The sequence below is a fragment of the Cupriavidus sp. GW823-FHT06D04 genome (assembly GCF_058795055.1).
In genome coordinates this window covers 1-15,051 of the sequence record NZ_JBXAHL010000042.1, presented here as the reverse complement: position 1 = coordinate 15,051, position 15,051 = coordinate 1, and the positions used below count along the sequence as shown (strand labels likewise).

Sequence of the window (15,051 nt, the reverse complement as noted above, 5' to 3'; positions counted from 1 at the left end):
ACCTGCCCTTGTCTTCATGAGTAATGTCGCCGTGCAGGCGTGAGCCGCAGAGCGTGGCCCGGCAACGGCGCGTCAAAACATACACTGGAGGGGTGGCGTCTCACATGGAATACCGTCGCCATCCCCATCCATCTTTACCGCCGGGCAGTTTTTCAGATAGAAGCGCGCTTCCGCGCAGGATGCCATCTGGCTGCAGTGCTGTTTGCCCTCGCAGCGAAATGCCGGTTCCGCCGTGGCTGCCACGGCTGAAACCTCGATCTGCTGTGGCTCGGCCTGGGCAACGGGATTTACCAGAGGCGCGTGCGTTTTGTAATAGATGAAGGCGGCCGCGACGGTCGCAACTACCAGCAAGCCCTTATACATGTTGACCCCTATCCTTCTTTTTCTTTTTGGAAATGGAAGGATGCCACAACAGCGTCGTTGTCGGTCAGGCGCCCTGCCGCTACTCTGCCAGCCTTGCCGCGACCTCGCCTACCATGTCGTGCAACTCTGAGCCCAGCTTTTGCTGCAACGCGCGGTGGGCGGGCTGCCACAGCGCCAGAGCCTGCTGCAACTTAAAGGCGCCGGCCTCTGTCAACCACACCGCGCGGCGGCGGCGATCCGCTTCGGACGTGACGACTTCCACCAGCCCCGTGCTGACAAGCTGATCCACATTCCTCGACATTGTCGATTGATTCAGTCCGGCTCGTTGCGCCAACGAGCCAAGGGTGTCGTCTGTTGCTGACGCGATCAGGCACATCAATCCAAATTGCGTGCTGGACAGGCCAGACGAAGCCAGGGCCTCATCCAGCTCCGCTGTAATTCTGCGCGCCAACAGGCGCGACCACCAGCCGAGATCGACATCGAGAACCGCAGCGGCGTCTGCGCGCAGGCTCCTGGCTCCTTGCCTTCGCTTTTCCATGTCGATACTATATGCAGATGCATTGTTTGTATCTGCATATAATACCAACGAAGAGGAGATCTGACGAGATGGAATATCGATATGGCCTTGCCTCACCCGCCGACGTCGCAAACATGAACGGCCGGGCAATTCTTCAAGCCATTGTGGACGGTCACCTGCCACAGCCGCCTATCTCACAGGTCCTCGACTTCTGGTTAGTTGAGGTCGGCGACGGATTCGCCGCGTTCGAAGGCGAGCCGTCGTCCAGACTGCTCAATCCAATGGGTTCGGTGCACGGCGGATGGCCTCTGACGCTGATTGACAGCGCAGCCGCGTGCGCAGCCAACTCCCTTCTTCCCGCCGGCACTGGTTACACCACTGTCGAAACCAAGGGAAATTTCTCCCGGCCGATCAAGCCTGATACAGGCAGGGTCCGTGTCGAAGGCCGCGTTGTCAGCCACGGCCGTCAAATCATTACCGCGGAAGCTCGCGTGCTTGCGAGGGACGGGCGCGTCCTGGCCCATGGCACGTCTACGCTACTCGTGCTATCGCCTGCGCGGGAACAATAGGCGAACCAAACGAAAGTCTGGGGAAGCCGGCTTGAGTCAGGCTGGCGACCACAGCCATTCGGCAATGGCTGCAGGTTGGTGAGGCGCTTTCCATTCGGAATCTGACAGGCTAATGTTGAATGATGTTGCTGGCGGACGATGGAGGCGGATATGGGCATGGTCTCAATAGAACCCGGCAGCTATCACGTTGCGCCGCCGCAAAATCCCGGCGAAGTCATCGATCTGATCCGGACGCACGCAATCCAGGTCGTTGACCTCAGGTTCACCGACTTGCCCGGCGTGTGGCAGCACTTCTCGATCACGCTGCCGGAAGTCAACGACGACTTGTTCTCGGCCGGCATCGGCTTCGACGGGTCTTCCATTCGCGGGTTCCAGGAAATCCATGAGTCCGACATGCTAGTCAGGCCTGACCCGGCCACGGCATTCATCGATCCGTTTTGCGCAGCACCAACGCTGGCGCTGATCTGCGACGTGCTGGACCCTGTCCTGCACCAGCCGTACTCACGCGATCCGCGCCACATCGCACGCAAGGCAGAGTTGTATCTCCGGCAAACCGGTCTTGCCACGGTTTGCTACCTTGGCCCCGAACTGGAATTCTTTATTTTCGACTCCATCCGCTTCGGACAGGACCAGCACTCTGGCTACTACCATGTCGAATCCGCCGAAGGCGAATGGACCTCGGGCCGTGACGAAGGCGCCTATGGTGGCGGCAATCTCGGCTACAAGCAGCGCTACAAGGGAGGGTATTTTCCCGTGCCGCCGAGCGATACGCTGCAGGACATCCGCTCCGAAATCGTGCTCGCGCTGATGCAGGCCGGCATCCAGGTCGAGGTGCATCACCATGAGGTCGCCACGGCCGGCCAGAACGAAATCGACATGCGCTTTGCGCCACTGATGCGCATGGCAGACAACGTGATGATGTACAAGTACATCTGCAAGAACGTTGCGCGCCGCCACGGCAAGGTCGCCACCTTCATGCCCAAGCCCCTGTTTGCCGACAACGCGAGCGGCATGCATTGCCACCAGAGCCTCTGGCGCGACGCCGAGAACCTCTTCTATGACAAGAACGGTTGGGCGCAGACGTCCCAGATGTGCCGTTGGTATATAGGCGGCTTGCTCAGCCACGCCCCCGCGCTGATGGCTTTCTGCGCACCGAGCACAAACTCCTATAAGCGACTGGTGCCCGGATACGAGGCGCCTGTCAATCTGGCCATGTCGCAGCGCAACCGATCCGCCGCGGCCAGGATTCCAATGGTTTCGGATTCCCCGAGCGCCAGGCGCGTTGAATTTCGCTGTCCTGACCCGTCGGCCAATGCCTACCTCGCCTTCTCGGCAATGCTGCTCGCCGGCCTGGACGGCATTGAAAACCAGACGGACCCCGGCGACCCGCTCGACAAGAACATCTATGATCTGCCACCGGAGGAAGCCGCCCGCATCCGGCAGGTACCAGGCTCCCTCGAAGAGTCGCTTTGTGCGCTGGAAGCCGACTCAGCGTTCCTGCGAAAAGGTGATGTTTTCACTGAAGACCTGATCAGCACCTGGATTGACTACAAGCGCACGCGCGAGATCGATACATTGAAGGTGCGGCCGCACCCGTGGGAATTCCAACTCTACTTCGACATTTGATCACCGTAGGTGGCGCTGGGACGACGAACGCTGGCGGCCCAGCCGGTGATGGAAGACTGTGCATCCCGCCGGCCGATCGTTAGTCCACGAGGAAACGTTCGCATAGCAGGGCCCAATACGCCGCACCGACAGCAATGTTCCCGTCATTGAAGTCGTAGCCGGGATTGTGGACCGAGCAGCCTCCGACCTTTCCGCCTTCGCCGTTTCCAATCCACAGGTAGCAGCCGGGCACGGCATCCAGCATGAAGGCAAAGTCCTCACTGGCGGCAATGGGCGACGCCTGGCAATTGACGTGGCTCGGGCCCAGTAACTCCAGGGCGACCTGGCTCGCGAACGCCGTTTCAGCCGGCGTATTCACCAGGACTGGGTACCCGCGCTGATAATCGACCTGCGCCGTGACGCCATAGCTCTGCGCCTGCGCCGATACCAGATCCCTGACACGCTGTTCGATCTGCTCTCGCACATCGCGGTCCAGTGCGCGGACACTCAGCCTGAGCACGGCATGCGAGGGAATGATATTGGAGACGGTACCGGCCTGGAACGCGCCCACGGTAATGACCGCCGCTTGCAGCGGATCGACATTGCGCGCCACGATGGTCTGCAAGGCCATCACGATGGAGGCGCCGGCCACGACAGGATCGGCCGCGTGGTGTGGGATCGCTGCATGGCCACCGACGCCTTCCAGCGTAATGGTCACGTTGTCGGCCGAAGCCTGCGCCGCGCCCTCACGCAAGAGCAGACGGCCCGATGCGGTGCCCGGTACATTGTGCATGGCGAAGACGGCATCGCAAGGGTACTTCCTGAACAGTCCGTCCTCCATCATCTTCTTTGCACCGCCCAACCCCTCCTCTGCCGGCTGGAAGATAAGGTTCAGGGTTCCACTGAAACCGCCGCGCCGGGCGAGATACTTTGCTGCGCAAAGTATCATGGTGGTATGCCCATCATGCCCGCAGGCGTGCATTACGCCGGGATGGCAACTGGCATAGGGGAGCCCTGTGGCCTCTTCTATCGGCAAGGCATCCATGTCGGCGCGGATGCCAAGGCTGCGGTTGCCCGTACCGCGTCGAAGGCGGGCGACGACACCCGTTGTCCCCAGCCCGCGCTCGACCTCATAGCCCCATTCGGCGAGCAGGCTGGCCACGATGTCGCTGGTGCGATGTTCCTCGAAGCCGAGTTCCGGATGCCGGTGCAGGTCACGGCGAACTGCTACGAACTCTTCGGCGCTGTCCCGCAGCGCGGCCAGGATGGGATGCATGGCGTCCTTATTGCGGCTGCAAGCCGATGGCGCGGGCAATGCCGCGGTATTGTTCGATGCTCTGCTGATAGGCCTTCTGACTTTCTGCAAGCGACACCGGCTTGGACGCAGGCAGGTTCGCGGTATCCAGGCTGGCACGCACCGAGGGGTCGGCCAGCGTATGCACAATCGCGTTGTGCACTGCTTGCACAACCGGCTCGGCAGTGTCCTTCTTCACGAAGATCCCGGCCCAGGTTGAATAGTTGAAGCCCCGCAGCGCCTTGCTTTCATTGACGCTGGGCACCGACTTCACTGCATCCACGCGTGTGGGCGACAGGACCGCCGGCATCCTGACCTGGCCGGTGCGCATGCGTTCGATATCAGGCTTGCCAAACGGCGAGATAAAGATATCGACGATTCCGCCAACGAGGTCCTGGATCACGGGCGCGCCGCCCTTGTATGGCACGTGAGTCATCGGCGCTCCGATGGTTTGGGACATATGCGCCCCCAGGAGGTGATAGAGCGAGCCGATGCCGACGCTCGCGTACGTCAGTGGTTTGCCGGCCTTGGCTGCCTGCGCGGCATAGGCGGCCAGTTCGTCGACATCCTTTACCGGCAGGTCCCTGCGCACCAGGATGGCAAGATCGACAGCGCCGACCATATGCACCAGCCGGAAATCCTCGCTCCTGAATTTGATTGCGGCATTGGCCAGCGGCGTAGTGATGAGTTCGCCGGGCCCTGCCTGCAATAGCAAATGGCCGTCGGCCGGTGCGTGAAGGACCTTCTGCGCGGCAATTGCTCCACCAGCTCCCCCGAGGTTTTCGACGATGACCGGCTGCCCGAACTGCCGGGCGAGGGGCCCGTTCAGGTTCCGGGCAACAACGTCGGAGAGGCCGCCCGCCGGGAACGGCACCATCAGCGTTACCGGCCGGTCAGGAAAGCCGTGTGCCGGCGCCAGGCCGGCAAAAAGCAGTGCTGCAACCAAGCCGCCGAGCCAACGGCGGCCGACGTTCTTGAATCGGGTCATGGCTGTCTCCTCAATCCGTGTTCTTGTGGAATCGGATCGTAAAGTGCCATCCATCATGCGTCCAATGCATTATCAGTCTAAAATTTATTCAAAAATCTCATTACAAAGTGCGCAATGCATCTCAAACATCTCAAGCATCTGCTGATGGTGGCGGATATGGCATCCTTCAGCCAGGCGGCGCAACGCCTGCACCTGACCCAGTCCGCGCTGAGCCGGAGCATCCAGACGTTGGAGGATGAACTGGGAGGCCGCCTGATCGACCGGCACGGCAAGCGCAATGTGCTGACCCCATTGGGGGAGCTGATTGCCAACCGGGCCCGGCGCATCGTGTTCGAGGAAGCGGAACTGCATCGCAGCGTCGAACTGTTCCACCACCACCACCTGGGTGCCATCCGCGTCGGCCTGGGCGCCGGGCCGGGCGCAGTGCTGGCGACGCCGTTTCTGCGATTCATGGCCAGGCACCATCCCGGCATACAGGTCAGCGTGTCGCTTGGTACTTCCGATGCGCTGATGATCCAACTGCGTCAGCGATCGCTTGATGCAGTCGTCGTGGAGGTGAGCAGCGTGGCGCCAGCAACGGACCTTCGCCACGAGTTGCTGAACGCGTTGCAGGGTCGCTTTATCTGCCGCACAGGACATCCGCTTGTGCAACAGGCCGCCGGCGGAGACGCTGTGACGTTTGACGATGTCATGCGTTATCCGCTGGCTTCCGCCCCGCTCAGCACGGAAGTCGCGCGCAACCTCGTGAAGCGCTTCGGACCGCGCGCCGATCCGGAGCATTGCCTGAGCCTCAGGTGCGAGAATGTCCGGAGCCTGGTCGAAGCTGTGCTGGATTCCGACGCGATACTGTTCAGCATCGTCGCGGCAGTGCGTGCGGAGATTGCCGCAGGAAAACTATGCGAACTGGACACTACCCCAGCGGTCGATGACGGCCCCCGCTATGCCTTTTTCACCCTGGCGGGGCGAACCGAGGCACCGAGCATGGAAATATTCCGGAAATTCATGGACGAGCATTTGCGTGACTAGCCGCCGCTAGGCGCACCGTCATCTCCTGGCAGGCCGTGCTGACGGTGAAATGCGTCCTGTGGGCCGTCGGTGACCGGCATCACGGCACATCCATGTCATCAACAACTCGCGCTGGCCGACCCCGCTGCGCGCAGATGCTCCAGGAGCGTCCTTGCCTCCGGCAGGAGACCCGCTTCGTCCCTCACGCCCAGCCAGAGAATGCGTGATGCCCAGGCGTCGGACAGGTAGACGGCATGCAGCCCGGCACCCAGCAGTTCGGGCCGGACCGCGCCATCTGGCAGGACGCCGATGCCCAACCCCGCCTCGATCATCCGGCAGATCGCATCGAAGCTGCTGACCTGGATCCTCAGCCGCACGACCTTGTCCAGTGCCGATGCAGCGGCGGTCAGACGCTGCAGCAGCGAGCTGCCCTGGTTGAGGCCGACAAAGTCGTACTCCAGGGTTTCGTCGAAACTCACTTCCGAGCGCCCGGCCAGCGGATGTCCGGCAGGCACCAGGACGACCAGGCGGTCGCGCCGATAGACGGACTTCCTGATGTCATAAGCCGGCACGTTGTCGGCGAACACGCCGATATCGGTTTCACCGGACAGTAGCGCCACCACCACGTCCTGGCTCAGGCGCTCCTCCAGGCTGATCCTGATCAGCGGCTGCGAGACGAGGAAGCTTGCCAGGTCGTGCGGAAGAAACTGGATCACGGCTGACGTATTGGCCCAGACCTTGACGTGTCCGCGCACGCCGGTGGCGAAGTCGCTCATCTCGCCCGCCATCTGGTTGACCTTGTCGAGCACCATGCGCGCATGCTGGACCAGCTCATGGCCAGCGGGCGTCAGCTCAAGCCGACGCCGAACGCGCAGGAACAGTGCGCATCCCACCGTGCGCTCAAGGTCCGCGATCCGTTTGCTCAGGGCCGAGAGCGTCATGTGTGACTTGTTCGCCGCCTGCGTCAGCCCGCCGCACTGGGCTACCAGCTGGAAGACACGCAGGGACTGGAGATCGAAATGGGCAGGATTGATCATCGTATTGCACTGGCGAAGCGCGCTGACCGGGTTGAAAGTCAGGAAAGGCTAGTAAGCCGATCGCGCCTTGTCAAATGGCACGCCCGCCCCCCGGCATCTCAATGCAAGCCTTGATCCGCCTGGGATAGCTGGCAAAGCGGCGGGTTGTGCCGGTCGCGGGGCTCCCTAGCGGCAACACGGGCCACCTTTTCCTGCAAGGAAAGGACGGTTGAGAATCCATCGATTACCAGGCAACGGCTTTTGACCCACTATCTCCAGCACACAGCAGGAGCTATGGAGATGGAAACAAGCAAGTCAAAGCCCCTTGCCGGCGTACGCGTCCTGGAACTGGGGCAACTGATCGCCGGGCCGTTTGCCGCGCGCATGCTGGCGGCGTTCGGCGCGGAAGTCATCAAGGTCGAGCCGCCCGGCACGGGCGATCCGCTGCGCAAGTGGCGGCTGTTGCATGAAGGCACCTCGGTCTGGTGGGAGGCACAGTCCCGCGACAAGCAGTCCGTCACGCTGGACCTGCGCACGGCGCAAGGCCAGGAAGTCGTGCGCAAGCTGGCCGCGCAAAGCGACGTGCTGATCGAGAACTTCCGCCCGGGCACGCTGGAAAACTGGGGCCTGGGCTGGGACAGCCTGCGGGCGGCCAACCCCGGGCTGGTGATGCTGCGCGTGTCCGGCTATGGCCAGACCGGGCCCTATCGCGACCGGCCGGGCTTCGGCGTCATTGGCGAAGCGATGGGCGGCTTGCGCCACCTGAGCGGCGAGCCGGGCCGCACCCCGGTGCGCGTGGGGGTATCGATCGGCGACTCCCTGTCCGCCCTGCACGGTGTGATCGGCATCCTGCTGGCGTTGCGGCACCGGGAGCAGAACGGCGGCCAGGGCCAGGTCGTGGATGTGGCCTTGTACGAGTCGGTGTTCAGCATGATGGAGAGCCTGTTGCCGGAATACTCGGTGTTCGGCACCGTGCGGCAAGCGGCCGGCAGCAGTCTTCCCGGCATCGCGCCCACCAATGCGTACCGCTGTGCCGACGGCAAGTACGTGCTGATCGCCGGCAATGGCGATGGCATCTTCAGGCGGCTGATGGATATGATCGAGCGCCCCGACCTGCGCGACGACCCGGCCCTGGCCCACAACGACGGCCGGGTCAGCCAGGTTGCGATGCTCGACGCCGCCATTGGCGAATGGGCGGCACAGCGCAGCCTCGAAGCGGCCCTCGACGCCCTCAATGGCGCCCGCATCCCCGCGGGCAAGATCTACGACATCGCCGATATCGCCAGCGATCCGCACTACCGCGCGCGCGACATGATCCTGGACGCGCAATTGCCGGACGGCACACCCGTCCAGTTGCCCGGCATCGTACCGAAGCTGAGCGCCACCCCCGGCGCACTGCCCAACCCCGCCCCCGCGCTTGGCCAGCATACCGACGCGGTGCTGGAAGGCCTTGGCATCGGCGCGGCGCAGCGCGAGGCATGGCGCGCGGCAGGGATTATCTGACAAGGAGACCGGCATGACTGCCAGAAAGGTTTACATACATGAAGTCGCCACGCGAGACGGCTTCCAGAACGAGGCCCGCTTTGTCGAGACCGATGACAAGGTCGCCCTGATCGACGCCCTGAGCGCATGCGGCTATGCCAGGATCGAGGTGACTTCCTTCACCTCGCCTAGGGCGATTCCCGCGCTGCGCGACGCAGAAGCGGTGATGCATCGCATCGCGCGGCGCGAGGGTGTGGTCTACACGGTGCTGGTGCCGAATGTGCGCGGCGCCGAGCGCGCGCTTTCCTGCCAGGTGGACGAGGTCAACCTGGTGATGTCGGTCAGCGAAAGCCACAACCGCACCAACCTGCGCATGTCGCGCGAGCAATCGTTTGCCCAGCTTGCCGACGTCATCCGCGTGGTGAGGGAGACGCCGACCGCGATCAACATCTCGCTGTCGACCGCAATGGGTTGCCCGATGGAAGGCGACGTGCCGCTGGAAAACGTGCTGGGCTGGATGCAGCGCTTCGCTGACCTGGGGGCTCACGGCGTGACGCTGTGCGACACCACCGGCATGGCGTTTCCGTCCCAGGTCGCCAGGCTGTGCGAAGCCGCGCGGCGGCAGTTCCCCAGCCTGGCGCTGACCCTGCATTTCCACAATACCCGGGGCCTGGCGCTGGCCAACACGCTCGCCGCGCTGGACCAGGGCATCGACCGCTTCGACGCTTCGCTGGGCGGCCTCGGTGGCTGCCCGTATGCGCCGGGCGCGACCGGCAATGTCTGCACCGAAGAACTCGTCCATATGCTTGAACTGGACGGCTATGACACCGGCGTCGACCTGGCGGCCATCCTCGATGCCGCCGCGCGCTTGCCAGGCCTGATCGGCCATGACGTCCCAAGCCAGCTGCTGAAGGCCGGCCGCCGCCTCGACCTGCATCCGATGCCTGCCGCCGACGCGATCCCCGAACAGCGGGCTTTCCAACCCTGACACCTGCCTGGAAACCATCATGTCCCTGATCGATCATCTTGACCATCTGGTGCTCACCTGTGTTGACCTCGAAGCCACGCGGCACTTCTATACCGAAGTCATGCAGATGCAGCCTGAAACCTTCGGCAACGGTCGCCTGGCTTTCCGCTTCGGCAACCAGAAGATCAATCTCCACCAGCGCGGCGCCGAGTTCGAGCCCAAGGCACACCTGCCCGTTCCCGGCGCACTCGATCTCTGCTTTATCGCTTCGGTCCCGCTCGACGGCGTCATCGCCCATCTTCAGCGATGCCAGTGGCCCATTGTCGAAGGACCTGTGGCGCGCACCGGCGCCACGCAGAAGATCCGCTCGGTCTACGTGCGCGATCCGGACCTGAACCTGATCGAGATATCAGAACTGGTCGACTGAAGATCGGCCAACCCGACAAATCGATGGAGGAGACCCCCATGAAACGCATGACGATCGCCGCGGCCGCCCTGGCAGCCCTGGCTGCGGCCGCCCCGGCCCATAGCGCCAACGCCTACCCCAGCAAGCCGGTCACCCTGGTGGTGCCCAGCGCACCGGCCGGATCCACCGATATCGTGGCCCGCCTGGTTGGCGAACAACTGCAGGCCGCACTTGGCCAACCCGTGGTGGTGGACAACAAGCCCGGTGCCAGCGGCAATATCGGCACCGAAGCCGTGGCGCGGGCCGCGCCGGACGGCTATACGCTGCTGCTCCAGTATTCCGGCTACCACGTCGGCAATCCGGCGCTGTTCCCGCAGATCCGCTGGAAGCCGTCCAACTTCGTCCCGGTGGCGCTGGTCATGCGCGCGCCGCACGTCATCGCCGTCAGCGGCAAGCTGCCCGTGACATCGATAGCCGAACTGGTCGCCTACGGCAAAAGCAATGGCAAAGGCCTGTTCTATGCCTCGTCCGGCAATGGTTCGATCCAGCATATCGCCGGCGAGATGCTGGCGCGGCAGACCAGGGTGCCGATGACGCACGTACCGTACAAGGGCGCCGGGCCCGTGATCACCGACCTGATCAGCGGGCAGGTCGACATGTTCATCACGACCCCGCCCAGCGTGATCGGGCATGTGCAAGCGGGCAAGATCAAGGCGCTTGCCTATGCCGGACCGAAGCGCCATCCCTCCATGCCCAATGTGCCGACCACCGCGGAGGCTGGCCTGCCAGGGTATGAGGTGGAGTCCTGGTTTGCACTGTTTGCGCCGGCGAATACCCCGCCGGCCATCGTCGAGCGCTTGTCCCAGGAGGTGAAGAAGATCGTGGCCAGCGACACGTACAGGAAGAAGATCGAGGAACAAGGCGCCTTCGCTGCCTACATGGGGCCGCAGGAGCTGGGCAAGTTCATCGATCAGGAACTGGCATCCTGGTCGCGTGTGGTCAAGGCATCGAATATTCGCGCGGACTAAGTATCGTCGATGCGTGGAAGGTCTCCCCAGGTGGGGAGACTTTTTTGCTATACGCCCGGGCGGTTTTCCTGGCGGCTGGCCGCGAGGTAAAGGCGGGCAAGCTGGCACGCAGCATCCTCAAGCAATGCCGCCGCATGCTCCATCGCAAAGCGGATCGATACCGGCCCCTGCTGGATCGAGATGCACCCGTCGAAGGCGTCGGCCAGCCCGGCATCGGGCTCGACGGCCCCCGAGAGCAGCGTCACCGGCACACCCGCCTGGCGCGCCATGCGCGCGATCATGGCAGGACCTTTTCCCATCATGGTCTGCGCATCGGACCGTCCCTCGCCGGTAATGACCCAGTCGAAGGCGCCGAGTCCGGCATCGAGGCCGGCAGCTCCCAGCACAAAGTCCGCGCCGGGAACGATCTCGGCGCCGAGCAGGCGCAACGAAAAGCCGATGCCGCCGGCAGCGCCGCTGCCTTGCGCATCGGCAACATCCTGCCCGACGACGGCCGCACATCGCTTTGCAAACCGCTCCAGCCGGGCATCCGCAGCGGCCAGGTCTTGCACGCCCTTCTGCGGGCCGAAGACAAAGGTCGCACCGTTTGGCCCGCAGAGCGGATTGTTGACGTCGGACAGGCCCAGCAGCCGGACTCGGCCAAGCTGCGCAGGCTGCAGATACGTTGCGGCGCAGATCGCGTCCAGCGTATCCAGGGTTGGCCACAATGCGTTGCCCTGCGCATCGGTAAAGCAAAAACCGGTTTCCGCCAGCAGGCCGGCCCCTGCGTCATTGGTGGAAGATCCGCCCAGTCCGATCACGATGGTATCGACACCCTGCTCAGCGATCGCGCGGATGACATGACCGATTCCCCTGGTCGTGCGTTGCCCCGGCGCCACCAGGGCGTGCGGAAGGCCGACAATCTCAGCCACCTCGACGATCGCGAGCTCGCCAAACTCCTGCGTCCGGCCGCGGAAGTACCGCACCGGCTTTGGCACGCCATTGGCATCGGTGGCAACCACCTCCTGCCACACGCCCACAAGCGAGGCCGCCAGGACTTCGGCGGTCCCTTCGCCGCCATCGGCAATCGGTGCCACGGTGACATCCGCACCAGGCACCGCGCGCCGGATGCCGGCGCGGATGCAATCCGCCACCTCAGTCGCGCAGAGGCTGCCTTTGAACGAGTCAGGCGCAACCAGCACCTTGAGTCCTGCTGATTTCATTTTGGGCTCCATCCATCGTTGGCGGGGCACCTCATCCGCCCACCACGTTCCTGGGCGCTCCTTGCGCGAAGGCACAGATATTGTCGATAAGCTGGTCGGCCAGGCCTTGCACGGCCTCGTCGCTGGCCCATGCAACGTGCGGGGTCAGGATGAAGTTCGGCGCATCCTTCAACTGATGGAACGGGTGTTCCGCGCCGGGCGGCTCCTGCGTCGCAACGTCAAAGCCGGCCCCGGCCACCATTCCGGATTGCAGCGCTTCCACCAGCGCCGCTTCATTGACCAGCCCGCCTCGGGCGGTGTTGATCAGCAACGGACGCCGTTCCATCTTCGAGAACTCAGCGGCGTCGATCAGGTTGCGTGTCTGCGCCACCAGCGGGCAATGCAAGGTGATGATGTCGCTACGACGCAGCACCTCGTCGAAAGGCGTGTAGAGCGGGCCCATGCCCTCGCGTCCCTTGTGGGCCGCAAACAGCGGTCGCATGCCCAGCGCACTCGCCATCCTGGCCACCGATTGGCCGAGCACGCCGTCGCCGATGATGCCAAGCACCGACCCGTGCAAGTCCTTGATCGTGTAGTCAAAGAAGCAGAAGGATCCGGATTCCTGCCAGCGGCCGCGCCGGACCGCATCGTGGTAGGCGGCCAGGCTTCGCCGCAGCGCGAAGATCAGGGCAAAGGTATGTTCCGGCACCGTATGGACGGCATAGTTGCGGATGTTGGAGACGACGATGCCGCGGGCGGCACAGGCTTGCAGGTCGACGACATCGGTGCCGGTTGCCGCGATGGCGATGAGCTTCAGGTTCGGTGCCTGCTCAAGCTGCCGGGCATCCAGCTTCACCTTGTTGATGATGACCACGTCCGCGGCGGCAATGCGCGCGGCGACGTCCTCGTCAGCCGTTTCCCCGTAGAGTTCAAGCTCATGCGGGAACGGCAGCGCTCGCAGCGTGGTCTGCGGCGAGATGGTGGAACGGTCCAGGAATACGATCTTCATTGCATGGCTTCCAGGTTTGCGGGTCGGCCGCAGCGTGCCGATGTGAGGCACGGCTCATCGCACTGGCGCGTAAGGACGGGCTGCGGTCGAAGGGCGGCAGGCATCTGCCGCGCTATTGCGCCACAGACATGATGAGGGGAAGGCAGGCCGGGCTGGAATCGCGGCTTTCTCCACCGTCCTTTCTCAAATGGAAAGGGACAGGCAGCATCGGCCCTGCATGGCGCGGAACATTTCGGCCCGGGCTGACACGAACTACGAGAGGGCCGCGGAAATGTCGTAGCAGCGCGACGGCATCACATTTCCTGGCCATTCGCGGTAGCTATCCTGGCAGGGGGACCGAAATGAACACCACTGCAAAACTCATTCCCTCAACAGAGCTGGCGCAACAAAACCCCGTCCGGTTTCCCAATGAAAGCGCGGAGTACCGCAAGGCGCGCAATGCGTTGCTTGCGGAGGAGATCGAGCTGCGGCGCCACATCGAGCGCGTGGCCGAACAGCGCCGCGGCCTGCCCGCGGGCGGCGAGGTCGCAAAGCGCTATACCTTCCAGGGAGAACGCGGTCCGGTCACGCTGGCCGAACTGTTCGGCGACAAGGACACCCTGGTCATCTACAGCTATATGTTCGGACCGCAGCGGGAACAGCCTTGCCCCATGTGCACATCGGTGATGGCGTCGTGGGATCACAAGGTTCCGGACATCGAGCAGCGCGTGGCGCTGGCGATGATCGCCCGCTCACCCATCGATCGCCTTGTCGCCGCCAAGAAGGCACGAGGCTGGACCAAGCTGAAGGTCTATGCGGACGTGGATGGCGATTTCACCCGCGACTATGTCAGCGCCGAGGATGCCGACGTCCCCGCCTACTCGGTCTTTACGCGCCGGGACGGCAAGATCCGCCATTTCTGGAGCAGCGAGATGTACGCCCTCTCGGCCGACCCGGGTCAGGACCCGCGCGGCGCGCCGGACCTGGATCCGCTGTGGACCCTGCTGGACACCACGCCGGAAGGCCGGGGGGCGGACTGGTATCCGAAGCTGGGATACCCGGAAGGGAAATAATCGTCCCTCGATGGAAGGGTCAGGCTTCGGGTTGGTGGCAAACCACTTCGATGTTGTGCCCGTCCGGACCAATGACGAACGCTGCGTAGTAGTTGGCGTGGTAGTGCGGGCGCAGACCAGGCGCACCATTGTCTTTGGCACCCGCCTCCAGGGCCGCGCGATGGAAAGCTTCGACTTGCTGGCGATTCTCGGCCGTGAACGCCAGGTGTAGATGCGCCGGCTTCTCCTCGGTCTGGAACAAGCACAATGAAGCCTTCCCCTTTGGGCAAAGCTCGACACCATACGTTGGCGGCCCCTCCGAGGCAACAGCTACGCCGAGCGGTTCGAGTGCCTTGAGGAAGAACGCCTTGCTCGCTGCATAGTCGCTGACTCCGAATTTGACGTGGTCAAACATGAGTTCTCCTGAAGTATGTAGGCCTGCGCGCGGCCCGACGTTTGCGAGAGACTGCTCTTCCTCAAGGTCCGCGCCGCCACCCCGGAGTTTGGCGTTGAAATCGAGTAGGGTGAGGGGTCACCCCCTCAGCCCTCTCACACCACCGTACGTGCGGTTCCGCATACGGCGGTTCATG

Annotated in this window: 16 protein-coding genes; 8 read left to right on the top strand and 8 right to left on the bottom strand. The window is 63.5% G+C overall.

All coding sequences use genetic code 11. From position 1 onward, the window contains the following. Positions 1-72 precede the first annotated feature (72 nt). Both AC1Q7H_RS33450 and AC1Q7H_RS33445 read right to left on the bottom strand, forming a co-directional pair. Positions 73-363, bottom strand: coding sequence for an excalibur calcium-binding domain-containing protein (locus AC1Q7H_RS33450; protein ID WP_041228555.1), 291 nt, complete (start codon positions 361-363; stop codon positions 73-75). 79 nt (positions 364-442) lie between these two features. Continuing rightward, complete coding sequence (locus tag AC1Q7H_RS33445; protein WP_211979685.1) at positions 443-901, bottom strand: MarR family winged helix-turn-helix transcriptional regulator; 459 nt, start codon at positions 899-901, stop codon at positions 443-445. A gap of 68 nt (positions 902-969) precedes the next feature. Between AC1Q7H_RS33445 and AC1Q7H_RS33440 the strand changes: the two genes are divergently transcribed. Next, positions 970-1,449, top strand: coding sequence for a PaaI family thioesterase (locus AC1Q7H_RS33440; RefSeq protein ID WP_041228554.1), 480 nt, complete (start codon positions 970-972; stop codon positions 1,447-1,449). 150 nt (positions 1,450-1,599) lie between these two features. After that, the gene (glnA, locus tag AC1Q7H_RS33435; protein WP_013952263.1) at positions 1,600-3,075 is read left to right on the top strand and encodes a type I glutamate--ammonia ligase; all 1,476 of its coding nucleotides are present in this window, start codon (positions 1,600-1,602) and stop codon (positions 3,073-3,075) included. 79 nt (positions 3,076-3,154) lie between these two features. On the opposite strand, the gene AC1Q7H_RS33430 is transcribed toward glnA, so the two are convergent. Together AC1Q7H_RS33430 and AC1Q7H_RS33425 are read right to left on the bottom strand one after the other, a co-directional pair. Next, positions 3,155-4,330, bottom strand: coding sequence for a M20 aminoacylase family protein (locus tag AC1Q7H_RS33430; RefSeq protein ID WP_013952262.1), 1,176 nt, complete (start codon positions 4,328-4,330; stop codon positions 3,155-3,157). A gap of 7 nt (positions 4,331-4,337) precedes the next feature. Further along, positions 4,338-5,393 (bottom strand): Bug family tripartite tricarboxylate transporter substrate binding protein, encoded by a 1,056-nt coding sequence (locus tag AC1Q7H_RS33425; protein WP_492382195.1) that lies wholly within the window; start codon positions 5,391-5,393, stop codon positions 4,338-4,340. A gap of 57 nt (positions 5,394-5,450) precedes the next feature. Between AC1Q7H_RS33425 and AC1Q7H_RS33420 the strand changes: the two genes are divergently transcribed. Then, on the top strand, positions 5,451-6,362 hold the full coding sequence (locus tag AC1Q7H_RS33420) for a LysR family transcriptional regulator (protein WP_013952260.1): 912 nt from the start codon (positions 5,451-5,453) through the stop codon (positions 6,360-6,362). A 98-nt stretch (positions 6,363-6,460) separates the two neighbouring features. On the opposite strand, the gene AC1Q7H_RS33415 is transcribed toward AC1Q7H_RS33420, so the two are convergent. After that, positions 6,461-7,378, bottom strand: coding sequence for a LysR family transcriptional regulator (locus AC1Q7H_RS33415; RefSeq protein ID WP_492382194.1), 918 nt, complete (start codon positions 7,376-7,378; stop codon positions 6,461-6,463). 279 nt (positions 7,379-7,657) lie between these two features. Here AC1Q7H_RS33415 and AC1Q7H_RS33410 point away from each other — a divergent pair, with 279 nt between their 5' ends. Genes AC1Q7H_RS33410 through AC1Q7H_RS33395 form a run of 4 tightly spaced genes read left to right on the top strand, consistent with a single transcriptional unit; the run spans position 7,658 to position 11,240 of the window. Continuing rightward, a complete protein-coding gene (locus tag AC1Q7H_RS33410) occupies positions 7,658-8,860 on the top strand; it encodes a CaiB/BaiF CoA transferase family protein (protein WP_013952258.1) in 1,203 nt (400 codons plus the stop codon). Between the two features lie 13 nt (positions 8,861-8,873). After that, positions 8,874-9,827, top strand: coding sequence for a hydroxymethylglutaryl-CoA lyase (locus tag AC1Q7H_RS33405; RefSeq protein ID WP_013952257.1), 954 nt, complete (start codon positions 8,874-8,876; stop codon positions 9,825-9,827). Positions 9,828-9,846: 19 nt separating this feature from the next. Further along, on the top strand, positions 9,847-10,233 hold the full coding sequence (locus AC1Q7H_RS33400; protein ID WP_153953858.1) for a VOC family protein: 387 nt from the start codon (positions 9,847-9,849) through the stop codon (positions 10,231-10,233). Between the two features lie 38 nt (positions 10,234-10,271). Beyond that, positions 10,272-11,240 (top strand): Bug family tripartite tricarboxylate transporter substrate binding protein, encoded by a 969-nt coding sequence (locus AC1Q7H_RS33395; RefSeq protein ID WP_013952255.1) that lies wholly within the window; start codon positions 10,272-10,274, stop codon positions 11,238-11,240. Positions 11,241-11,287: 47 nt separating this feature from the next. Here AC1Q7H_RS33395 and AC1Q7H_RS33390 read toward each other — a convergent pair whose 3' ends face one another. Together AC1Q7H_RS33390 and AC1Q7H_RS33385 are read right to left on the bottom strand one after the other, a co-directional pair. After that, positions 11,288-12,442, bottom strand: coding sequence for a glycerate kinase (locus tag AC1Q7H_RS33390; RefSeq protein ID WP_211979682.1), 1,155 nt, complete (start codon positions 12,440-12,442; stop codon positions 11,288-11,290). 31 nt (positions 12,443-12,473) lie between these two features. Further along, positions 12,474-13,430 (bottom strand): D-2-hydroxyacid dehydrogenase, encoded by a 957-nt coding sequence (locus AC1Q7H_RS33385; protein WP_013952252.1) that lies wholly within the window; start codon positions 13,428-13,430, stop codon positions 12,474-12,476. A 341-nt stretch (positions 13,431-13,771) separates the two neighbouring features. Between AC1Q7H_RS33385 and AC1Q7H_RS33380 the strand changes: the two genes are divergently transcribed. Then, complete coding sequence (locus AC1Q7H_RS33380; RefSeq protein ID WP_013952251.1) at positions 13,772-14,482, top strand: DUF899 domain-containing protein; 711 nt, start codon at positions 13,772-13,774, stop codon at positions 14,480-14,482. 19 nt (positions 14,483-14,501) lie between these two features. Here the strand turns inward: AC1Q7H_RS33380 and AC1Q7H_RS33375 are convergent, their stop codons facing one another. Then, complete coding sequence (locus tag AC1Q7H_RS33375) at positions 14,502-14,876, bottom strand: VOC family protein (RefSeq protein ID WP_013952250.1); 375 nt, start codon at positions 14,874-14,876, stop codon at positions 14,502-14,504. Between the last annotated feature and the right edge of the window lie 175 nt (positions 14,877-15,051).